Here is a 20,926-nt window from a genome sequence, read left to right as displayed (position 1 = left end):
GGATCTCAATTTCGAAGCAGGAAGTTCCTGCGTGCTCTGGCCCGTCATCGCATGGTCGGGAGCATGGGCAGAGTCGGGTCGAGCGGTGACAATGCAGCCATGGAAAGCTTCTTCGCCCTGCTCCAGAAGAACGTCCTCAACCGCCGCTCCTGGACAGCCCGCGAGCAGCTGCGCATCGCGATCGTCACCTGGATCGAGCGGACCTACCACCGCCGGCGACGCCAGGCGCGTCTGGGCCGTTTGACGCCCATCGAATTCGAGACCATCATGAACACGACCGTCGCACTCGCGGCGTGACTACAACCTGTCACCTACCCGTGCAGCAGTCCCAGGTGCTTCGAACGCATCGAAGAGACGCTGGCGGTTGTTCGCGCGGACGGGACGCCCGCCGTGATCCTCGACGCGATGGGCGATGCCTACGCTGATCTCATCTCGGATCGCACGTTGCTTCTTATCCAGGTGCATGCTCAATCGGTAGCGACGGTTCCCTTGATCGGCGATGCGTTGCGCGCCGGTCTGGCTCGCATCACCCGTTTCGCGAAGCAACGCTCCGGAGCTGAGGACCGCGACGTTCAGCGGTTCATGGCCTATGGGCAGCTTTGCCATCTTGTGGTGACGTCCGGCATCTCCGACGTCGATGCCGATTGGGCGCACACCTTGACCGACGGCCTTCGTCACCCCGAGATCTGAAGGAGAAATCATTTCCAGCACACCCGACATCCTCATCTCCGGAGCTACCGGTTCGACCGGTCGCGCCACTGTCGATGCCCTCGCCGCGCGCGGTGTCCGGTTCCGTCCGATGTCCCGAAGCCTGTCGTCCGCCGAGTTCGCCGTGCAGGCCGATCTCGACGACGCAGACAGCGTTCGAACGGCACTCCGTGGGATCCGAGCCGCATACCTGGTGACGCCGTCAACCGAACGGGCCGAGGCGCAGCAGAAGCAGTTCATCGATCTCGCGGTCGAAGCCGGAGTGCGCCACATCGTGCTGCTGTCGCAGCTCGGATCCGTCGTCGATTCCCCCGTGCGCTTCCTGAGGTATCACGCGGCTGTAGAGGACCACGCGTTCGCGTCGGGTCTTGAGGTCACGGCTTTGCGTCCCAACCTGTTCATGCAGGGTCTGCTCGCTGTGTCCAGCATCGTGAAATCAGCTGGGGTGCTCCCGGCACCGATTGGCGATGCACGTGTGAGCCTCGTCGACGTGCGCGACATTGGCGAGATGGCCGCGCATGCGTTGCTTTCCCCTGTCCCCCTGGGAGTCCAGACGCTCACAGGGCCCGGATCGCTCACTCATTCCGACCTCGCCGGGCACCTCTCGTCCGCGACTGGAGACGAGATCCGCTTCGAAGACGTTCCACCTGCGAAGTTCGGCGAGATGCTCACGGGGGTTCTCCCTCCATGGCAGGTGGATGGTCTGCTCGAGGACTACGCCCACTACGCGCGAGGCGAGGCCGCCGAGGTTTCTTCTGCGATCTCTGATGTGATCAGGCGTCCCGCGCGTGGCTTCGCGGACTTCGCGAACGAGCATGCGGCGGTCTTCCGGAGGGAGTGACGCGTGCATTGACAAAGCGGTAGCGGCGAGGTGAGTCCTCGTCGCTACCGCTTTGTTGTGACGCCCGTTGGGTACGGGCCGCGCAGGCTCTTTACTCCTCGATGGCGACTGCCGCGCGCGGAAGCAGCGGCACGGCCAGGAGGCACAGCGCGGCGACGGCGAGGATGACGATGAGCGTGGTCGTCATCGCTGTGACGGTGCCGTTGGCGAGGGTGCCGATGAAGATCGTGGTAACGAGGGCAGAGCCGATGCCGTTCGCGATCTGCTGGATGGCGCTGAGGGAACCGCTGGCGGAGCCGGCCTCTTCGGGCTTCAGGTTGCCGAGGGCGGTGTTGAAGACCGAGTTGAAGCAGATTCCTGCGGCGATCCCGAGGAGGCTGGTCGCGATGAGGTTCTGCCACCAGGTCACGTGGATTCCGGAGGCGAGTACGAACACGAGCAGCAGGCCGGTGCCGAGGAGTGTCGTGAGCATGCCGATGAGCACGAGCCGCCGACCGAGCTTCAAGATGAGCGCGTTCGCGATACCGGAGCCGGCCATAATGCCGACGGTGAGCGGGATGAGGTTGAGGGATGCCTCAGTCGGGGTGTAGCCGAGACCGAGCTGGAAGAAGAGGCTGATCACGTACATCAGTCCGCTGAAACTCGCGAAGACGCAGAGTCCGACGATGAGTCCGGATGTGAAGCCGCGGTTGGCGAGCAGGCTACGCGGGAGAAGTGGTTCGTCGGCGCGAGCCTGCCGCCATCCGAACAGCGCCAGGAGTACGACTCCAACGATCACGCTACTGATCGTAAGTGCGTTCCATCCGTCCGACGAGCCGGTGACGAGCCCGAACAGAAGCCCGAACAGCGCGAGCGCGAGCAAGACGCTACCAATCAGATCGATGCGCGTCGAACGGTGCGCGGGTACGGTGGGCAGATAGCCGAGGGCGAGGACGAGCGCGATGCCTCCCAGGACGATGTTAATGAGGAAGATCGGCCGCCATCCCAGTCCGAAGATGTTGGCGTCGATGATCAGCCCGCCGAGGATGGGGCCGCCGACAGCGAAGACGCCGAGCAGTGGCGCGAAGACCGCGAACGCCTTCTGAAGCATGGGCTTGGGGAACGTCGCGGCCATGATGGCCATACCCTGCGGGATGAGCAGAGCGCCGAATGCTCCTTGCACGACCCGTGCAGTGATCAGCACTCCGGCGGACGGAGCGAATCCCGCAAGTGCGGAACCGACGACGAAACCGATGAGCCCGGTGAGGAACGTGCGACGTTGGCCGAACTTGTCTCCGATGCGTCCGCCGAGGACAAGGAGCGAGCCCAGCGCGAGAGCGTAGGACGCGCCAAGCCACGGGATGACGCTTTCGCTCACCCCCAGCTCTTTCACGATCGACGGGGCTGCGACGTTCGCAATCGTCGCATCCATGAGGTCCATGGCATCGGCGAGGAGGACGACGATAAGGGTCAGCCAGACGGCTCGAGTGGACAGCGGTGGCGTTTCAGTGGTGGTGGTCATGGGGACTCCGATCTCAGGTAACGAACATGATCGTAGCGAACGTGTTCGTTACGATCAAGATCGTTCTTGATAGAATGGATGCCATGACAACGCGGACACCCATCAGCAGGCGCGAGCGACCCGCGAAGCCGGCACTCTCCCGCGAAGCGATCGTTCAGGCTGCGCTCCTCGTTCTGGAGCGCGATGGCGCGGACAAGCTGACGATTCGGAGGGTCGCCGACGAGCTGGACACCGGCCCTGCATCGCTGTACGTCTACGTAAAGAACGTCACCGTCCTGCACGCCCTGCTGGTCGATGGGCTGCTCGCTAACCTTGACCTTGCGTGGGAGGACGAAGAACCGTGGCGCGAGCGCCTCCACCGCGTCGTCGAGGATTACATCAACCTCCTCACCGCTCATGGAAACCTCGCCCGTTCGGCGATGTTCGTCTGGCCCGACGGGCCCCATTACCTCAGCCTGATCGACCTGCTTCTGCGGCTCTTGCGTTCCGGAGGTGTCGCCGACAAGCCCGCCGCATGGGGTATCGATCTCCTTCTCCAGCATGCAAGCGTCACCGCCGCCGAATGGGCGGCGCGCGCGTCCGGCACCGGCCAGGAAGTCGGCGAGCTTGCCGCCGCGCTCGCTTCAGCAGACCCTCAGCGGCAACAGACCCTCGCGACGTTCCCCACGGCGGCGTTCACGCAAGGAACCCCCGAAGAGCGCCACCGTTGGGCGCTCGACGTCCTTCTCGACGGCATAACGCACCGTCGCCCCTGAGCGGATGGTCGCTTCAGTCCGACGGCGCGCAGATCCCGTTGAGGATGTAAGCCGTCCTGCGGTCGTAGTCACCGCGGGAGGGGTGCACGCGAGCGTGCTTCAGTGCGAGGGCGTTGTCGATCGCGAGCGCCTGGAAATCACCAGGCGTGACGCCATCAGCCAGGATGCCGGCGGTGTGCCCCTCCGCGACGAGCTCGTCGTGAAAGGCGTCCGCGGCGTGACACAGCGCCATGAGCGGCTCGGAGTCAGGAAACTCCTGTAACAGGACGTCATTGACAGCAGGCAGTGAGTACTGCAGTTTGCGAGTGGCACGCACGTACGCGTGAACACGCTCCCGAACTCCCTGAATCGAGCGTGCGTCCTCCATGACACTCAGTAGTTCAACCGCTACCACCTCGTCGATGACTGAATCGATCAGACCGACTCTCCCACCGAAGCGATTGAAGATGGTCGCCTTGCTCACGCGTGCCGCGGCAGCCACGTCCTCGAGCGGCACGGACAGTCCGCGCTCACGGAAGACCTGCACCGCCGCCGCGCGGATCAGTTCGATATTCCGACGGGCATCAGCACGGAGCGTCGCTGGGGCAGCCATATCTCAGACACCTTCTGCAATCAGTAGATCAAGTTGACCAAACTGGTCAACTTCGTGCACCATGGTACCCGGCGACAAAGTGACCAGGGCAGTCAATTTATTGGATGGCTGTTTCGCCCCCTCACCCTATACCCACGAGAGGAAACCGTCTTGATCATCGTGACCGGAGCGACAGGTGTGCTCAACGGAGCCACCGTCGAGCACCTACTGAAGCGAATTCCCCCGAGCCACATCGGAGTGAGCGTTCGAGACCCGCAACGCGCCCGACACCTGGCCGACCAAGGCATCCGAGTGCGACAGGGTACCTACGACGACCCAGACGCTCTCCGCGATTCGTTTGCCGATGCCGAGCAGGTTCTTCTCGTCTCATCGAGCGACATGACGGCCGACGTTGTTCGGCAGCATCGAACTGCGATTGACGCGGCGGTGGAGGTAGGCGCGGAGCGAATCTTGTACACGAGCGCCCAGGGGACGGGCTTCAACACGCCGTATCCTCCGCTCGCCATCCATGCCGCGACGGAACAGCACCTTGCTGAGTCTGGCGTGGCGTGGACCGCGTTGCGCAACGGCTTCTATGGGGATCTCAGCGTGCTGCTGGGGCCGTGGCAGAAGGCGGGGATGATCGAGAAGCCAGCAGATGGACCGTTCTCATGGGTTGATCGCCGAGATGCTGGAGAAGCTGCCGCCACTATTCTCACCGACACCACGCACCTCGACGGTCCTGTGGACCTGACGCTATCGACTCCGGTAACGCTTGCGGATTTCGCCTCCGCAGCATCTGAGCTCGCCGGTCACCCGGTCACACGCATCGTTGTCGACGACGAGGAGTGGGTCGCCGGTGAGGTGGCAAGCGGAGTGCCCGAGCAGGTCGCGCGCTTCACGCTTTCCATGTTTCAGGCAACAAGGAGTGGCCATTTCTCCCAGCCTGATTCCACACTCGCGCGATTGCTCGGAAGGGAACCGCGCAGCATTGCGGAGCAGCTAGCCGATCGCTAGACGCAGCACTGAACGCAGAACGGCGACTGATTCGCCCTGGGTTTCGTTCCTGTCGGGCGGTTTGGGTGTCATCTCGCAGGACATCGGTGACAGTTCTGCATCAGGACATCGGTGACGCTTCTCAGGGTCTTGGTGGTGACACTTCGGCCGGTCGAATTGGCGTGTGACCCCGTCTGAGCCCGTTGATCCCCGTGTCCGTCTCGCCATCACGCAGTGGCCCGATGATGCCCCTCGCGGGTCGGTAAGCACGTTCTGCGCCGAGCACGGCATCTCCCGCAAGACGTTCTACGCGATCCGCAAGCGCGTCGTCGAAGAAGGGCCTGCAGCGGCGCTCGAGCCGAAGTCGCGTCGCCCGAAGTCGAGCCCGTCGAAGCTCAGCGACGAGCTGAAACGGCAGGCCATCGGCGTGAGGGCCGCGTTGGAGCAATCCGAGCTAGATCGGCTCCCCGGGGATCGCCTCATAGGCCGCGCTGAGGCGTTCGAAGACGGGGTGCGCCGCGGGGAACGCGGCGCCGTCGATGCCGACGATGGGGCGTACGCCCGCGCCCGAGCTCGTCGCGAATGCGGCGTCCATGACTCCGGCGCGCTCGAGCGTCACGGGCTCCGTCGCGCTCTCCCCCGCGACCTCCGCGAGGAGATCCCGGGTCACGCCGCCGAGCGCGCCGCCGTCGGGCCACACGACGCGGTCGCCCTGCACGAACCCGATGTTCCAGGTCGGCCCCTCGGACAGGCGGCCCGCCGCGTCGACGAAGACCGCGTCGTCGAAGCCGTCGCGCTGCGCCTGGCGGCGGCGATAGAGCGCGCCGAACATGCCGGTGTGCTTGAGCTCCGGCACGTCGCGGCCGAAGCGCACCGAGCGCACGCGGAGGGGTGCGCCCGCGCCCGGGGCGGCGGGGCGCGGCGTCACGAGGATCCGCGGGTGGGCGTCGGCGCCCGTGCGCTCGAGGCGCAGGTCGGGGTCGAACAGCGTGACCCGCACGGTCGCGACCGCCGGCTCGTCCGCGAGGGCGTCGCGGATCCGGCGGCGCACGAGGTCGGGGTCGAGCTCGGCGTCGAAGAGGAGGCGCGCGTCGCGCGCGAGCCGGTCGAGGTGCAGCCCGAGGCCGCGGACGGCCCCGCTCTCGGCCCGCATCGTCGTGAAGTGGGCGAAGCCGATCATCGCGAGCGCCTGAAGATCCCCGGGCGCCGCGGACGCGCCGTCGAGCTGCTGCATGCGCCCAGTCTCGCGCACAATGGACGGATGCCGCGCGTCCTCCTCGTCGACCACGACGACTCGTACACGGGCAGCCTCGCGCAGATCATCTGGGCGCACACGGGCGAGGAGCCCGACCTCGTGCAGAGCGGCGACGTCCGGTCGATCGCGGGCTTCGACCGGATCGTGATCGGCCCGGGCCCCGGATCCCCGCACAGCGCCGCCGATGTCGGGCGTGACCTCGAGATCCTCCGCGCGGCGCGCGTCCCCGTCCTCGGCGTGTGCTTCGGATTCCAGGCGATGGCGGTCGCGGCGGGCGGATCCGTCGTCCGCACACGCCCGGCGCACGGGAGGGTCGAGCGCGTCACGCACGACGGATCCCCGCTCTTCGACGGCGTCCCGCGCACCTTCGATGCGGTCCGCTACCACTCGCTCGTCGTCGCCGAGCCGGCGCCCTTCGCCGTCACGGCGCGGGCGGCCGACGGCCTCCCCATGGCGGGCGAGGACCCGGGGCGCGGCTGGTTCGGCGTGCAGTTCCACCCCGAGTCGATCGGCTCGCCCGACGGCGCCCGCATCGTGACGAACTTCCTGGACCGCGCATGATCGTCCGTCGCATCCCGTGGCGGGGCGACGCCGCGGCCGCCTTCGCCCGCATCTCCGCGGGATCCTCGGCGGCGGTCTGGCTCGACAGCGCCCGCGCGGCATACGGCATGGGCCGGTTCTCGATCCTCGGGGCCGGCGACCCGATCCGCACCGGCTGGGACGACCTCGCGGATCGCATCGAGCGCGAGGCGGCGCCGCCCGTCCCGGGGATCCCCTTCGCGGGCGGCTACGCCGTCGTCGCCGACTACGAGGGTGCCGTCGAGGCGATCCGGCTCGACCGCTTCCTCGTCGTCGACCACGCCGCGGGCGAGCTCGCGGCCGTGGGGCCGGGCGCCGCCGAGGCCGCGGAGCTCCTGCGCGATACCCAGGACGCCCCTCCCCTCCCGGACCCGGGCGAGGAGCCGCCCTCGGGCCCCGCCCGGGCATCGGTCACCCGCGCGCGGTACCTCGACGACCTCGCGGCGGTGCGCGGTTGGCTCGAAGCCGGCGACTCGTACGAGGCCTGCGTGACGTACCGGCTCCGCTTCCCGTTCGCGGGCGACGGGTTCGCGGCCTACCGCCGGCTGCGGCGCGACAACCCGGCTCCCTACGCGGCGTACGTGCGGCTGCCGGGGCGCGAGATCCTGTCGTGCTCGCCCGAGCGCTTCCTCGCCGTCTCCCCCGACGGCCGCGCCGAGACCAAGCCGATCAAGGGGACGGCGCGGCGCCTCGCCGATCCGGGGGCCGACGCGGCCGCCGCCTCGGCGATGGCCCGCGATCCCAAGACGCGCGCCGAGAACCTCATGATCGCCGACCTGCTGCGCAACGACCTCGGCCGCATCAGCGAACCGGGCAGCGTCGAGGTGCCGGTCCTCATGGGCGTCGAGACCTACGCGACCGTGCACCAGCTCGTCACGACCGTCCGCTCGCGCCTCCGTCCGCGGCCCGTGCGGGGCGTGCGGGCCGCCCAGGCGCTCTTCCCGCCCGGGTCGATGACGGGCGCGCCGAAGGTCCGCACCGTCGCGCTTCTCGCGGGCCTCGAGGCGGATCCGCGCGGCGCCTACGCAGGCGCGCTCGGGTACGTCTCGCGCGACGGCGCCGTCGACCTCTCGGTCGTAATCCGCACCGCCGAGATCGCGGGCGGCGAGGCGCGCGTCGGCACGGGAGGCGCCGTCACGATCGACAGCGACCCCGCGGCAGAGCTCGACGAGACGATCGCGAAGTCGACCCCGGTCCTCCGGGCGTTCGGGCGCACCCACCCGCTCGCGGCCGGATAGCCCGCGTCAGAGCGCCTTGCGCAGCTCCTCGAACGCGAGGTCGTCGCGGCGCGGGAGGCCGAAGCGCTCGTCGCCGTAGGGGAACGGCGTGAGGATCCCCGTGCGCGCGTAGCCGCGGCGCTCGTACCACGCGATCAGATCGGAGCGCGCCGTGATGACCGTCATGCGCTGCTCGGCGAGGCCCCATTCCTCCCGCGCCCGCCGCTCGGCCTCCGCGATCACGGCGCGGCCGATCCCGCCCGCCTGAGCCGCCGGGTCGACCGCGAACATCCCGAAGTAGGCGTGGTCGCCGCGGTTCTCGGTGTGGCAGCAGGCGACGACGGATCCGTCCCGCTCGGCGACGAGGATCCGCGAGCGCTCGGGGTCGCGCGCGAGCAGCTCGTCGACCTCGCGCGCGTCGGTGCGCTGGCCGCCCAGGATGTCGGCCTCCGTCGTCCACCCCGCCGAGTCGCCGCGGTACGCGGCCTCCACGATCTCGACGATCCGATCCCGGTCCCGGGGCGTCCCCACGCGAAACTGCAGCACGCGTCAACGCTAGCCGGTCAGCCGCGGAGCGCGGCGAGCGCCCGGGCGACGGCGGCCTCCGCGGCGGCGGATCCCGGCGCGTCGATCGTCGCCTGACCCGCCGCGCGATTCTGCGGGCTCGGCGGCCGCCAGGCCCCGACGACCTCGCCCGCCGCGACGATCACGGGGCGCACGATCCCGTTCCGTCCCGGGCCGACCGCGTCGCGCACGCGGTCCGCCGCGACGGGCGACCGGTCGGCGTACCCGATGTAGTACTCCTCGAAGGTCGGCAGGGCGAAGGCGTCCGCGGCGTCGGGTGCCGTGCGCGGGATCCGCCCCGAGACGAAGCGCCCGCCGCGCTCGCGCACCCGGTCGCCCGCCCGCGCCGCCGCGTCGCGCGACGCCGTCTTGGTGAGGCCCGACCACCACGCGAAGTCGTCTGCCGTCGCGGGCCCGTGCCCGTCGACGTAGCGCACGAACATCTCGGCGACGGGGTCGGCCGGTTCGGGGGCCGCGGGGATCCACTCGTCGACGAGCACGATGCGCTGCTCGGCGGGCTCGAGCCCGGGCCGCGCGACGGTCGGTCCCCAGCAGATCACGCCGCGGAGGGCGAGCCAGAACAGGAGGTGGTATCCGCGCCCGCCCTCGGTCCCGATCCCTGACAGGCGCCCCATCGCCTCGGCGCGGGTGAGCGCGCGGCCGCCCTCGAGCGCCCCGACGAGGATCCGCTCGGCCTCCACGAGCGTCGCGTCGTCGAGCCCCAGCTGGTCGCGGCGGGTCGCGGCCTGGTCGAGCGTGCGCCGCGCCGTGATCCCGAGGACCCAGCGCAGGTCGGCTGCGGGGATGGTGTGCAGCGTGCCTCGCTGCGTCCACGATCGGACGATCGCGCCGTGGTCGAAGGCGCGGTCGACCGCGGAGGTGCGGGCGTCCCGCGTGCGGGCGGCGAGCGCGAGCCGCCCGCCCCAGAGATCCTGCGATTGGACGCACAGCATGTGCCGCGCCGCGTCGGCGACGGATCGGGCGGGCGCCGTGAGGCGGTGGTGCCGCAGCCGGAGCCGGCGGAGCTCGTCGAGGTCCATGCCGACCATCGTGGAGGGCGCGGCGGCCCGCGGCAAGGCGTCAGGCGAACCGCGCGCCCGTGAGCTTCGCCGACTCCCGCCACACACGCGCCCCGTCCCCCTGGGCGATGGGGCGGTACATCCTCTGCTCCGCGGGGCGGCCGCCGATGTGACCCGGGCCCGAGGGGCCGTAGAGCGCGCCGGGCGATGCCGCGGGATTCGTCGCCGCGACGAGGGCGGGGAGGCCGGCCGTCTCGGGGGTGTTCGCGAGGCCGATGCGCGCCAGGACGCGGACGACGCGGCCACCGAACGTCACCCCGCTCCGGCCCATCTCGGGGCGCGCGGCGAGCAGGTTCGTCGGCGCGATGCCCGGGTGCGAGAGGACGCTCGTGATCCCCCAGCCCTCGGCCTCGCTGCGACGCTGCAGCTCTGTCGCGAAGAGACCGAGGGCGATCTTCGACTGGCGGTACGCCGCCATCCCGTCGTAGCCGCGCTCGGAGTTCAGGTCGTCCCACCGGATCTCGCCGCTCGCGGCCGCGACGCTGATCTGCGACACGACCCGCGCGGATCCGGCGATGAGGAGCGGCAGGAGCTCGGCGACGAGGAGGACGTGCGCCAGGTGGTTGGTGCCGAGCTGCAGCTCGAACCCGTCGGCGGTCGTGCGCCGCTCGGGCGGCTGCATGACGCCGGCGTTGAGGATCAGGAGGTGGATCGGTCCGGCCTCCTCCCGCAGCGCGGCGCCCAGCTCGCGCACCGATTCGAGGGAGGCGAGGTCGAGCGATCGGAGCGAGACCCGCGCTCCGGGAACGCGGGCGCGGATCGCGGCGAGGGCGGCCTCGCCCTTCCGAGGGCTGCGCACGGGCAGGATCACCTCCGCGCCCGCCGCGGCGAGCCGGGTCGCGATGTGCAGCCCCATCCCGTCGCTCGCGCCCGTGACGACGGCGCGGCGATCCGCGAGGTCGGGGACGGTGATGTCGATCGTGCGTGCCATGGTGGGGCCCTTTCGTCGAGGTGCCTCCACCCTCGGGGCGCGCCGCGACGGCATCCAGGGACCGCCGATCCGAGGAAGAGGCGGCCCGCTCCCGTCTTCGGGTGCGGGCCGCCTCCCTGCGCACCCGACGTGCGGTTCGGGGGCGCGTGCGATGCCTCAGTGCGGATCGGCTCCTTCAACAATCGCGCAAGGCGGCGGCGCATTCCCGCGCCGATCGGGAAAAGAACGCCGATTCTTGTCGCTATGGTGAATCCATGAGCAGCGTCGCCCCTCGCATCGAACTGACGACCCTCGGGCACCGGATCCGTCACTTCCGCGTCCGCAAGGGCTTCACCCTCGACGATCTCGGCGCCGCGGTGGGCGTCGCGGGAAGCCAGCTGAGCCTCATCGAAAACGGCAAGCGCGAGCCGAAGCTCACGCTCCTGCAGGCGATCGCTACGGCGACGGGCGCCTCGCTCACCGACCTCATCAGCGACGAGCCGCCGAACCGGCGCGCGGCGCTCGAGATCGCGCTCGAACGCGCGCAGCAGGGTCCGTCGTTCCGGGCCCTCGGGATCCCGCCCATCAAGGTGTCGAAGGGCCTGACCGACGAGTCGATCGAGACGATCCTCGGGCTGCACGAGGAGCTGCGCCGCCGCGACCGCGAGGCGAACGCGACGCCCGAGGAGGCGCGCCGCGCCAACACGGAGCTGCGCCGCCGCATGCGCGAGCGCAACAACTACCTGCCCGACATCGAGTCCCTCGCCGAGGAGCAGCTCGCGGCGGCCGGCCACGCGTCGGGCGCACTCACGCACCGCACCGTGAGCATCATGGCGGAGCGCCTCGGGTTCGAGCTCATCTACGTCAACGACCTCCCCCGCTCGACGCGTTCGATCACCGACCTCGAGAACGGGCGGATCTACCTGCCGCCCGCCTCGATCCCCGGCGGACACGGCCTGCGCTCGATGGCGCTCCAGGCGATGGCGCACCGCCTGCTCGGGCACAGACCGCCGACCTCGTACGCGGACTTCCTGCAGCAGCGCCTCGAGATCAACTACTTCGCCGCGTGCTGCCTCGTGCCGCAGACGGCGGGCGTGGCGTTCCTCGAGCAGGCCAAGAAGGATCGCAATCTCGCGGTCGAGGACTTCCGCGACGCCTTCGGCGTGACGCACGAGGCCGCAGGCATGCGCATGACGAACCTTATGACCGAGCACCTCGGCATGCGCCTGCACTTCCTGCGCGTCGGCGCCGAGGGGCAGATCGAGCGGGTCTACGAGAACGACGGCCTGCCGCTCCCCGAGGACGTCACGGGCGCGGTCGAGGGCCAGATCGTGTGCCGGAGGTTCTCGGCCCGCACGGCCTTCGCGCAGCAGAACCGCACGACGGAGCACTACCAGTACACCGACACTCCGGCCGGGACGATCTGGTGCGCGACGCAGACCGGCTCGCGCGACACGGGCGAGTTCTCGATCACGGTCGGCGTGCCGTTCGACGACGCGAAGTGGTGGCGCGGGCGCGAGACGCAGATCCGTGAGACGTCGACGTGCCCTGACGAGAGCTGCTGCCGCCGGCCGTCGAGCGACGAGACGGCGCGCTGGGCCGGCCGGGCCTGGCCGAGCGCCCGCGTGCACACGCACATCTTCAGCCCGCTGCCCCGTGGCGAGTTCCCCGGCGTCAACGACACCGACGTCATCGACTTCCTCGAGCGCCACGCCTGAACGACGCGCGGGGGCCGGGGATCCGCTGATCCCCGGCCCCCGCGCGTCGGCGCTCAGGCGAGCGAGCGCTCGGCCGCCTCGACGACGTTGGTCATGAGCAGCGCGACGGTCATGGGGCCGACGCCGCCCGGGTTGGGCGAGATCCAGCCCGCGACCTCGTCGACGCCGGGAGCGACGTCGCCGTAGACCTTCGACGCGCCCGTCTCGGGGTCGGTCTCGCGCGTCACGCCCACGTCGAGCACGGCGGCGCCGGGCTTCACGTCCTCGGGCTTCACGAGGTGCTTGACCCCTGCGCCCGCGACGATGACGTCGGCCTCGCGCAGGTACGGCGACATGTCGGGCGTTCCCGTGTGCACCTGGGTGACGGTCGCGTTGACCTCGCGGCGCGTCAGGAGGAGACCCATCGGGCGGCCGATCGTGACGCCGCGGCCGACGACGACGACGTGCTTGCCGTTCAGGTCGTAGTCGTTGCGCCGCAGCAGCTCGATGACTCCGCGCGGCGTGCACGGCAGCGGCGTCTCGATCGTCCCGCCCACGTTGAGCACGAGCCGCCCGAGGTTCGTCGGGTGCAGGCCGTCGGCATCCTTCGCCGGGTCGATGCGCTCGAGGATCCGGTCGGTGTCGATGTGCTTCGGCAGCGGGAGTTGCACGATGTAGCCGTGGCAGCTCGGGTCGGCGTTGAGCTCGTCGATCAGAGCCTCGACGTCCTCCTGCGTGGCGTCGGCCGGCAGCTCGCGCTGGATCGAGTTCATGCCGATCGCCTCGGACCGGCGGTGCTTCATGCCGACGTAGAGCTGCGAGGCGGGGTCGGCGCCGACGAGCACCGTCGCGATGCCCGGGGTGACGCCTTTCGCCTTCAGCGCGGCGACGCGCTCCGTGAGCTCGGCCGTGATGGCGGCCGACGCGGCCCTGCCGTCGAGGATCTTCGCGGTCATCAGGCGCCGTAGCCCTGGCCGGCCTGCTCGAGGCCCGGGTACAGCGGGAAGGCGTCAGCGAGCTTCTGCACGCGGGCGCGCAGTGCGGGCACGTCGGCGCCCGGCTGGAGCGCGAGCGCGATGACGTCGGCGACCTCGGTGAACTCGGCGTCGCCGAAGCCGCGCGTCGCGAGGGCGGGCGTGCCGATGCGCAGGCCCGACGTGACCATCGGCGGACGCGGGTCGTTGGGGACGGCGTTGCGGTTGACCGTGATCTGGATCTCGTGGAGCAGATCCTCGGCCTGCTTGCCGTCGATCGCGGCCTCGCGCAGGTCGACGAGCACGAGGTGCACGTCGGTCCCGTTCGAGCGCACCGAGATGCCCGCGCCCGCGACGTCCTGCTGCATGAGGCGCTCGGCGAGGATCCGGGCGCCGTCGAGCGTGCGCTGCTGGCGGTCGCGGAAGTCGTCGCTCGCGGCGAGCTTGAAGGCCGTGGCCTTCGCCGCGATCACGTGCATGAGCGGGCCGCCCTGCTGGCCCGGGAAGACCGCCGAGTTGATCTTCTTCGCGATGTCGGCGTCGTTCGAGAGGATGAAGCCCGAGCGCGGGCCGCCGATCGTCTTGTGCACCGTCGACGAGACGACGTGCGCGTGCGGCACGGGGCTCGGGTGCAGGCCCGCGGCGACGAGGCCCGCGAAGTGCGCCATGTCGACCCACAGGTAGGCGCCGACCTCGTCGGCGATCGCGCGGAACGCCGCGAAGTCGAGCTGGCGGGGGTAGGCCGACCATCCCGCGATGATGACCTTGGGCTTGTGCTCGAGGGCGAGGCGGCGGACCTCGTCCATGTCGACGAGCGAGGTCTCGGGGTCGACGCCGTACGCGACGATGTCGTAGAGACGGCCCGAGAAGTTGATCTTCATGCCGTGCGTGAGGTGGCCGCCGTGGTCGAGCGAGAGGCCGAGGATCGTGTCGCCCTGGCGCGCGAGCGCGTGCAGCACGGCTGCGTTCGCCGTCGCGCCCGAGTGGGGCTGCACGTTCGCGAACTCGGCGCCGAAGAGGCTCTTCGCGCGCTCGATCGCGAGGTTCTCGGCGACGTCGACCTCTTCGCAGCCGCCGTAGTAGCGGCGGCCGGGGTAGCCCTCGGCGTACTTGTTCGTGAGGACGGATCCCTGCGACTGCAGGACCGAGACGGGAACGAAGTTCTCGGACGCGATCATCTCGAGGAATCCGCGCTGGCGGTCGAGCTCGCGCTGGAGGACCTCGGCGATCTCGGGGTCGACCTCGGAAAGGGGGGCGTTGAACGTGTCGGACATGACATCTCCTGAACGACGAAAGGGCGAGAGGTGCTCGGTGCGTCGACCCAGGCGCGCGGTCTGCAGATCCTTCGTCGCTCCCCGGTGGTGGCCCCCACCTGATGCGCCAGTCGCGACGGAACCGATACTACCGAACGCGAAAGGCGGGACGGGATCTCTCCCGTCCCGCCTTCAGCGGTGCGTCAGCCGATCACGCCTTGCGCGAGCGGCGGATGACGACCAGCAGGATGCCGGCTGCGATCAGGACGATCGCGCCGCCCGCCACGAGGGGCGTGTACGCGCCCATGTCGCCGCCCGTGGCGACGAGGCCGCCGTCGGGGGTGTCGCCCGATCCGCCGCCGGCGGCTGCCGCCACGACGGTGATCGGGAGCTCGAGCGTCGTTCCGTCGGTCGCGGTGGCGACGACGGTGTGCTCTCCGACGGTGGCGTCAGCGGGGATCACGACGGCCGCGGCGAACGCGCCCTCGTCGTCGACGGTCGCGGTGCCGAGCTCGACCGGGGTCGAGTGCAGCTCGATCGTGACGTCGTCGCCAGCGGTCCAGCCGTCGCCCGAGACGAAGACCTTCTGGCCCTGCGTCACGGTGTCGTCGTCGATCCGCAGCGTCGCGGCGGCCGCGTCGTCGTCACCGTCGTCGGACGGCTCGGTCGTCGGCTCGGCCGTGGGCTCCTCGGTCGGCTCGCTCGTCGGCTCAGCCGTCGGCTCGTCGGTCGGGGTCGGCGTCACGGTCGGCTCCTCGGTGGGGGTCGGCGTCGCGGTCGGCTCCTCGGTCGGCGTCGGAGTCGCGGTGGGCTCCTCGGTCGGAGTCGCGGTCGGCGTGGCCGTCGGCGTCTCGGTCGGGGTGGCGGTCGGCGTCGGGGTCGGGGTCGCGGTGGGCTCCTCCGTCGGCGTGGCCGTGGGGGTCGGCGTCGCCGTCGGCGTCTCGGTCGGAGTCGCGGTCGGCGTGGGCGTCGGCGTCGCGGTGGGCGCGGCCGTCGCCGTCAGCGTCGCGTCGACGCTGTCCGACTTGTTGTAGCCGCTGTCCTTCGCGACGAGCGTCACGTCGTACGAGCCGGCGTCACCCGCGGGGATCTCGAAGGTGCCGTCGTCGCCGACGGTGACCTCGGTCTCGACGTCGCCGCGGACGACGATCGTCGTGCCGGGCTGGCCGGTTCCCGTCCAGACGCCGTCCTCCTGGACCTTCGCCTTCGTGATCTCGGGCTCTTCGATGTCGAGCATCACGGTGTAGTCGCCGACGTTCTGCGCGACGACGTCGAGGCCGAACTCGAGGTCCGTGTACCAGGACATCTCGGTGTTGCCGCCCGACAGAACGCCCACGGCGTCGCCGTTCGAGATCGCGGGTCCGCCCGAGTCGCCGTGCGTCGTGTGCGCGTCGGTCGCGAAGCCGCGCACGACGTGGTTCGAGACGAGGGTGTAGCCGATCTCGTCGACGGTGTAGCCGGGGTCGATGACCTCGCCCTCGCCGTAGCCGGTCGAGCGGCCGCTGCGCTGGATCGGGTCGCCGATCTCGGGCGTCGAGACGCCCGTGACCGCGAAGCCGGACGACGCGAGGTCGTCGTCGGCCTTGCCGGCCCAGTCGGTGATCGACGGCTGGAGCGTGAGATCCGGGTTGGTGACGTCGAGCACCGAGATGTCGGTGTAGTCGTCGGCGTCCGGGTCGACCTGGCCGTTGCCGTCCCACTCGGCGTTGCCGGTGCCGCCGAACTGCTCGAACGCGAAGGTTCCGAGCTCGGTGAACGGCTCGGGGTCGACGTAGTCGGCTTCGTCGGGGTTCATCTCGGTCGACGGGAGCGTCAGGTCGGCACCCTCGGCGACGCCGTAGGTATCGCCGTCGGCCGTGCAGTGGCCGGCCGAGATCACGGCGGGGTCGCCCGAGGGCGTCCACGCCGGGAAGCCGACGGAGCAGGTGCCCAGGTAGAAGCCGTCGCCCCAGGTCGCGTAGCCCGCGCCGCCCACGACGGTGTTCGAGGCGAGGGGCTCGACCGGCTTGGCCGACTCCTCGACGACGACGTTCGAGAACGAGTCGGCGATGCGATCGACGACCGAATCGGGAGCAGAGGGCGCCGTCGAGAACGCCTCGAGCTGGTCATCCGCGAGCTTGCGGATGATGATGTCGCGCCCGTCGGTCGTCACGGAGCTGACGGCCGGGTCGGTGAACGCCTGCGCGGCGATCGCGTCGAGGTCGTCGACGCTGCCCGTCGGCGCGACCTCCTCGGCCGAGGCCGCAGACGCGAAGAGACCGCTGGCGACAAGCGCTGCAGCGGCCCCGAGCGCGCCCAGGCGCGCGCCCTTCCTGATGTTGGAGCTCAAGAGGTTCCCCCATGGTGACGGCGCGACCGGCGCGCCTCTGACAGTTGATCGCTGCGCCTCGTCGTGCTTCCCGGAGCGCATCCCCGGCTCGGCACAGCGATAACACCCTTACAGACGACACTCAGAAATCCAAGTCCTACAGGGAGAAAGACGAAAGAAGGCGGCTCCGGATCTCCTCCCCCGAGAATCCGGAACCGCCTTCCGGGGTTCAGCGTCACCGCCACCCACTGCTCGGACTTACTCCCCCCGGACGCCGAGCGACGTGTCTCTCTCGATACATGAGACGGCGCGGAGCGCGTTTCGTTACGCGAGTTCGCGAAGATTTCTCCGGATCCGGAGAAAACCCCCGGCAGGCGGCATATCTTCTGCGAATCCTCTCTGCCACTTGGCAACACGCGCGAGACGCGAGAGAATCTCCTGACGACCGTTTTCTGAAGGATCCGCACGCATGACGACTGAGCCCGACGCCCGCAGCGGCGATGCCGCGCACGTGTCGGACGCAGATCTCGTCCTCAAGGTCCGCTCGGGCGACACCGCGGCCTTCGGCCAGCTGTGGTCGCGGCACTACCGCTCGGGCATCGTCGCCGCCGGCAGCATCTCCTCGAGCATCGACGCCGACGACCTCGTGCAGGAGGCCTACGCCAAGATCTTCCTCACGGTGCAGAAGGGCGGCGGCCCGACGGGCTCCTTCCGCGCCTACCTCTTCACGACGATCCGCAACATCGCCGCGACCTGGGGCCGCGAGCGCGGCGAGATCGCGATCGACGGGCTCGACGCCTTCGAGGATCCCGACACGACCGACGCTGCGACCGAGGCCGCCCTCGACCGCGGCCTCACCCACACGGCGTTCCGCAGCCTCCCCACGCGCTGGCAGGAGGTGCTCTGGTACACCGAGATCGAGCAGATGAAGCCGCGTGAGATCGCGCCGCTCCTGGGGGTGCGGCCCGTGGCCGTCTCGCAGCTGGCGTTCCGCGCACGCGAGGGGCTGCGCGAGGCGTGGATCCAGGCGCACATCGCGACCGTCGAGGACGGCTCCGAACACCAGTGGGTGATCGAGCACCTCGGCGCCCACACGCGCGGCAACCTCGCGTCGCGCGACCGGAAGAAGCTGCGCGCTCACCTCGAGTCGTGCCCCCGCTGCGCGATCGTGGCGGAGGAGGCCGAGCACGTCGGCGGCAGGCTCGCCATGATCCTGCTCCCGCTCGCGGTCGGCGTCCCCGCGGCGGGCGCGTACATCGCAGCGCTGCAGCGCGGCGACGAGGCCCTCGTGGCTCTCGCGGCCATGCCGCCCGTCGTCGTCGACGGCGCGGTCGGCGCGGCGGGTGCCGTCGCCGCGGGCGGTGCGGCGGTTGCGGGATCCGGCGGAGGCTCGCAGGCCGGAGGCGCCTCGCAGGGAGCCGCGTGGACCATCGGCGGCCTCGTCGCCGCGGGCGTCGCCGCCGTCGCGATCGTCGTCGCCGTCTCGACGGGCGCGTTCTCGGGCGGATCATCCGACCCGGCGGCCTCGAACGACGAGTTCTCGAACGGCATGTCCGACGATGCGGCCATCGACGCCGCCGAGGGCCTCGACGCGACGGATCAGCCGTCGTCCTCGACGTCCCCGACGCCGTCGCCCGAGCAGAGCGAGGGCGCACTCACGATCGCGAGCGCAGACGTCGTCGACGCTGCGGCGGGAACCGTCGCGCTGCACGTGCGCGGCGAGGCCGGCCACCGCGTCTCGGTATCCACGGGCGGCGGGGCCCAGCCCGCGAGCGTCGACCTCGACGAGGCTCCGGCCGACGACGCCCCCGACGGCGCAGGCGCGGCCGGCGCCGGGTTCACGGGATCGCTCTCGGTCCACCCCGCGAGCCTCGTCTTCCGGACCGCCGCCCTCGACGCCTCGACGCTGTCGTCCGCGGGATCCGCGACCCTCACGATCGCGCTGAGCGAGGCGCAGGTCCGCTCCGACGTCACGCTGACGGTCTCGTACGACGACGGATCCGCGACCGCCGCCACGGCGACGCTCTCGGCGCTCGGCGTCCGCGACGCGCTGCTCGCCGGGCTCGCCCCCTCGAGCACCCCGACCGCGACCCCGAGCCCGTCGACGGGCGAGCTCCTCGTGCCGTCGCCCACGCCGACCGCGGCCCCGGCGCCCGCTCCGCTGCCCGCGCCCGCGCCGCTCGACACCGACGAGCCCACCACGGAGCCCGAGCCGACCGAGACGCCGACGGCGACTCCGACCCCGACGGAGACGTCCACCGCCACGCCGACGCCGACGGCGACGCCCACCGCCACGCCGACGCCGACGCCGACTGTCACGCCCGCGCCGACAGCGACGCCGACCGCCACGCCCACGCCCACGCCCACGCCGACTGTCACGCCCGCGCCGACAGCGACGCCGACCGCCACGCCCACGCCCACGCCCACGCCCACGCCCAGCGTCACGCCGACGGAGACGCCGGAGCCGACGCCCGAGCCCACCGTGACGCCGACGTCCGCGCCCGAGCCCGCCCCGACTCCCACGGCCGTGCCGGACCCCACGGCCGTGCCGACGCCCATCACGACCGTGCCCGTGACGCCCGAACCGACCGCCGAGCCCACCGAGACGCCCGCCCCCGAGCACACGGCGACTCCGGAGCCCACCGGATCCGCGACGCCCGAGCCGACCGGCGAACCCGAACCCACTGTCGAGCCCGAGCCCACCGAGACGGCGGACCCCGAGCCCACGGCGGCGCCCGACGAGCCGACGCCGGGGCCCACCGAATCCACGACGTCTGAGCCCACCGTCGAGCCCGAGCCCACCGAGACGGCGACCGCCGACCCGAGCGAGGCGCCCGCTCCGATGCCGACCGAGACGGCGGAGCCGAGCGCGGCGCCCGAGCCGAGCGCGACCCCGACGCCCGAGGCCACCTCGGAGCCGAGCCCCGAGCCGACGCCGACGCCGACGCCGACGCCGACCGAGGATCCGACGGAGACCCCGGCGCCCGAGCCCACCGAGGAGCCGACGCCCGAGCCGACCGCATCGGTCGAACCCACCGCGGAGCCGACTGCAGAGCCCGAGCCCACCTCGGCGCCCGAACCCACTTCGGAGCCTGAGCCGACGGTCGAGCCGACGCCGGAGGAGCCCGTCGCCCCGGCCGCCCCGGCAGACGCGACCGCGTCACTCGCCGACGACGGCGCGACCGTGACGATCGCGTGGACGCCCGTCGACGGCGCCGACTCCTACACTGTGACGCGCATCGACGCGGCGGGCGGCGAGCAGGTCATCGCAGAGGCGGCCGCCGCGACCCCCGTGACCGACGCTCCGGGCCCCGGCGAGTTCTCCTACCGCGTCGCGGCCGTCGCGAACGGCCTGACGAGCGCCGATTCGGCGACGACCGCCGCCGTGTCCATCATGGATCCGGACACGGTCTACCCCGAGGGCGCTCCGCAGGCGGACTCCGCGCGATGGCTCTCACCAGACAGCATCCGGGGTGACGTCGAGGTCTCGCTGACGGGAGCGCCGGGCGCGTTGGTGCACGTCGACGTCGACGGCGGCGCGACGGCCATCGAGCTTCTGGACGCCACGGGTCAGGGGCAGGCGACCCTGGACGATCTGGATGTGGCCGAGGCGCTGCTGTCCGATGTCACGCTCCGCTACGTCGCTCCTGATCGGCTGACGACGAGCCCCGTGGCTTCCAGCTACTTGCTGATCGACCTCCTGTCCCGCTTCTGACCG

At 70.8% G+C, this 20,926-nt stretch carries 18 protein-coding genes, 1 pseudogene and 1 riboswitch; of the genes and pseudogenes, 10 read left to right on the top strand and 9 right to left on the bottom strand.

Features of this window, described 5'->3' with window-relative positions:
• From H576_RS15970 to H576_RS0113650, 3 genes are all read left to right on the top strand, one after another.
• On the top strand, positions 1-297 hold a 297-nt coding region (locus tag H576_RS15970), incomplete at its 5' end, for an integrase core domain-containing protein (RefSeq protein WP_036321075.1).
• Positions 298-390: 93 nt separating this feature from the next.
• Positions 391-690 carry a hypothetical protein gene (locus H576_RS15965; protein WP_051172822.1) on the top strand — a complete coding sequence of 100 codons (300 nt, stop codon included), beginning with the start codon at positions 391-393 and terminating at the stop codon, positions 688-690.
• Between the two features lie 7 nt (positions 691-697).
• Positions 698-1,549, top strand: a complete 852-nt coding sequence (locus tag H576_RS0113650; protein ID WP_029151387.1) for an NmrA family NAD(P)-binding protein — start codon at positions 698-700, stop codon at positions 1,547-1,549.
• A 91-nt stretch (positions 1,550-1,640) separates the two neighbouring features.
• Here the strand turns inward: H576_RS0113650 and H576_RS0113645 are convergent, their stop codons facing one another.
• Positions 1,641-3,050, bottom strand: a complete 1,410-nt coding sequence (locus H576_RS0113645; protein ID WP_029151386.1) for a DHA2 family efflux MFS transporter permease subunit — start codon at positions 3,048-3,050, stop codon at positions 1,641-1,643.
• Positions 3,051-3,133: 83 nt separating this feature from the next.
• On the opposite strand from H576_RS0113645, the gene H576_RS0113640 reads away from it, so the two are divergent.
• Positions 3,134-3,805, top strand: coding sequence for a TetR/AcrR family transcriptional regulator (locus tag H576_RS0113640; RefSeq protein WP_029151385.1), 672 nt, complete (start codon positions 3,134-3,136; stop codon positions 3,803-3,805).
• Positions 3,806-3,818: 13 nt separating this feature from the next.
• Here the strand turns inward: H576_RS0113640 and H576_RS0113635 are convergent, their stop codons facing one another.
• Positions 3,819-4,397 (bottom strand): TetR/AcrR family transcriptional regulator, encoded by a 579-nt coding sequence (locus H576_RS0113635; RefSeq protein ID WP_029151384.1) that lies wholly within the window; start codon positions 4,395-4,397, stop codon positions 3,819-3,821.
• Between the two features lie 159 nt (positions 4,398-4,556).
• Here H576_RS0113635 and H576_RS0113630 point away from each other — a divergent pair, with 159 nt between their 5' ends.
• Positions 4,557-5,393 (top strand): SDR family oxidoreductase, encoded by an 837-nt coding sequence (locus H576_RS0113630; protein WP_245559195.1) that lies wholly within the window; start codon positions 4,557-4,559, stop codon positions 5,391-5,393.
• Between the two features lie 163 nt (positions 5,394-5,556).
• Positions 5,557-5,742: pseudogene (locus H576_RS17405) on the top strand (helix-turn-helix domain-containing protein); the annotation flags it as partial.
• 84 nt (positions 5,743-5,826) lie between these two features.
• Here the strand turns inward: H576_RS17405 and H576_RS0113625 are convergent.
• Entirely contained in the window at positions 5,827-6,606 is a 780-nt protein-coding gene (locus tag H576_RS0113625; RefSeq protein ID WP_029151382.1) for an aminotransferase class IV, read from the bottom strand.
• Positions 6,607-6,633: 27 nt separating this feature from the next.
• Between H576_RS0113625 and H576_RS17045 the strand changes: the two genes are divergently transcribed.
• Positions 6,634-7,188 (top strand): anthranilate synthase component II, encoded by a 555-nt coding sequence (locus H576_RS17045; RefSeq protein ID WP_051172820.1) that lies wholly within the window; start codon positions 6,634-6,636, stop codon positions 7,186-7,188.
• Positions 7,185-8,444 (top strand): anthranilate synthase component I family protein, encoded by a 1,260-nt coding sequence (locus H576_RS15960; RefSeq protein WP_051172813.1) that lies wholly within the window; start codon positions 7,185-7,187, stop codon positions 8,442-8,444. Before H576_RS17045 ends, H576_RS15960 begins: the two co-directional genes overlap by 4 nt.
• Positions 8,445-8,450: 6 nt before the next feature.
• On the opposite strand, the gene H576_RS0113615 is transcribed toward H576_RS15960, so the two are convergent.
• From H576_RS0113615 to H576_RS0113605, 3 genes are read right to left on the bottom strand one after another with little or no spacing between them, the layout of a single operon-like run.
• Positions 8,451-8,969: a GNAT family N-acetyltransferase gene (locus H576_RS0113615; RefSeq protein ID WP_029151381.1), complete on the bottom strand. Its 519-nt coding sequence runs from the start codon at positions 8,967-8,969 to the stop codon at positions 8,451-8,453.
• A gap of 17 nt (positions 8,970-8,986) precedes the next feature.
• Positions 8,987-10,027 (bottom strand): winged helix DNA-binding domain-containing protein, encoded by a 1,041-nt coding sequence (locus H576_RS0113610; protein ID WP_029151380.1) that lies wholly within the window; start codon positions 10,025-10,027, stop codon positions 8,987-8,989.
• 40 nt (positions 10,028-10,067) lie between these two features.
• Positions 10,068-10,997, bottom strand: a complete 930-nt coding sequence (locus H576_RS0113605; protein ID WP_029151379.1) for an SDR family oxidoreductase — start codon at positions 10,995-10,997, stop codon at positions 10,068-10,070.
• Between the two features lie 254 nt (positions 10,998-11,251).
• On the opposite strand from H576_RS0113605, the gene H576_RS0113600 reads away from it, so the two are divergent.
• On the top strand, positions 11,252-12,694 hold the full coding sequence (locus H576_RS0113600) for an XRE family transcriptional regulator (protein WP_029151378.1): 1,443 nt from the start codon (positions 11,252-11,254) through the stop codon (positions 12,692-12,694).
• 53 nt (positions 12,695-12,747) lie between these two features.
• Here the strand turns inward: H576_RS0113600 and H576_RS0113595 are convergent, their stop codons facing one another.
• From H576_RS0113595 to H576_RS16830, 3 genes are all read right to left on the bottom strand, one after another.
• The gene (locus H576_RS0113595; RefSeq protein ID WP_029151377.1) at positions 12,748-13,629 is read right to left on the bottom strand and encodes a bifunctional methylenetetrahydrofolate dehydrogenase/methenyltetrahydrofolate cyclohydrolase; all 882 of its coding nucleotides are present in this window, start codon (positions 13,627-13,629) and stop codon (positions 12,748-12,750) included.
• Positions 13,629-14,921: a serine hydroxymethyltransferase gene (gene glyA / locus H576_RS0113590; protein WP_029151376.1), complete on the bottom strand. Its 1,293-nt coding sequence runs from the start codon at positions 14,919-14,921 to the stop codon at positions 13,629-13,631. Before glyA ends, H576_RS0113595 begins: the two co-directional genes overlap by 1 nt.
• Positions 14,922-14,959: 38 nt before the next feature.
• Positions 14,960-15,045, bottom strand: a riboswitch (ZMP/ZTP riboswitch).
• Between the two features lie 66 nt (positions 15,046-15,111).
• Positions 15,112-17,229, bottom strand: coding sequence for a S1 family peptidase (locus H576_RS16830; protein WP_029151375.1), 2,118 nt, complete (start codon positions 17,227-17,229; stop codon positions 15,112-15,114).
• 448 nt (positions 17,230-17,677) lie between these two features.
• On the opposite strand from H576_RS16830, the gene H576_RS16190 reads away from it, so the two are divergent.
• Complete coding sequence (locus tag H576_RS16190; RefSeq protein ID WP_051172811.1) at positions 17,678-20,923, top strand: sigma-70 family RNA polymerase sigma factor; 3,246 nt, start codon at positions 17,678-17,680, stop codon at positions 20,921-20,923.
• Positions 20,924-20,926: the final 3 nt, after the last annotated feature.

It is taken from the genome of Microbacterium indicum DSM 19969, from assembly GCF_000422385.1.
Taxonomy (GTDB): Bacteria; Actinomycetota; Actinomycetes; order Actinomycetales; family Microbacteriaceae; genus Microbacterium; species Microbacterium indicum.
This window is presented reverse-complemented; position numbering and strand designations above follow the sequence as displayed.

What these genes read in the sequence shown, in the direction of transcription:
- H576_RS0113645 (WP_029151386.1), bottom strand. Translation starts at nt 3,050, where the DNA reads ATGACCACCACCACTGAAACGCCACCGCTGTCCACTCGAGCCGTCTGG.
- H576_RS0113640 (WP_029151385.1), top strand. Translation starts at nt 3,134, where the DNA reads ATGACAACGCGGACACCCATCAGCAGGCGCGAGCGACCCGCGAAGCCG.
- H576_RS0113635 (WP_029151384.1), bottom strand. Translation starts at nt 4,397, where the DNA reads ATGGCTGCCCCAGCGACGCTCCGTGCTGATGCCCGTCGGAATATCGAA.
- H576_RS0113625 (WP_029151382.1), bottom strand. Translation starts at nt 6,606, where the DNA reads ATGCAGCAGCTCGACGGCGCGTCCGCGGCGCCCGGGGATCTTCAGGCG.
- H576_RS17045 (WP_051172820.1), top strand. Translation starts at nt 6,634, where the DNA reads ATGCCGCGCGTCCTCCTCGTCGACCACGACGACTCGTACACGGGCAGC.
- H576_RS15960 (WP_051172813.1), top strand. Translation starts at nt 7,185, where the DNA reads ATGATCGTCCGTCGCATCCCGTGGCGGGGCGACGCCGCGGCCGCCTTC.
- H576_RS0113610 (WP_029151380.1), bottom strand. Translation starts at nt 10,027, where the DNA reads ATGGACCTCGACGAGCTCCGCCGGCTCCGGCTGCGGCACCACCGCCTC.
- H576_RS0113605 (WP_029151379.1), bottom strand. Translation starts at nt 10,997, where the DNA reads ATGGCACGCACGATCGACATCACCGTCCCCGACCTCGCGGATCGCCGC.
- H576_RS0113600 (WP_029151378.1), top strand. Translation starts at nt 11,252, where the DNA reads ATGAGCAGCGTCGCCCCTCGCATCGAACTGACGACCCTCGGGCACCGG.
- H576_RS0113595 (WP_029151377.1), bottom strand. Translation starts at nt 13,629, where the DNA reads ATGACCGCGAAGATCCTCGACGGCAGGGCCGCGTCGGCCGCCATCACG.
- glyA (WP_029151376.1), bottom strand. Translation starts at nt 14,921, where the DNA reads ATGTCCGACACGTTCAACGCCCCCCTTTCCGAGGTCGACCCCGAGATC.
- H576_RS16190 (WP_051172811.1), top strand. Translation starts at nt 17,678, where the DNA reads ATGACGACTGAGCCCGACGCCCGCAGCGGCGATGCCGCGCACGTGTCG.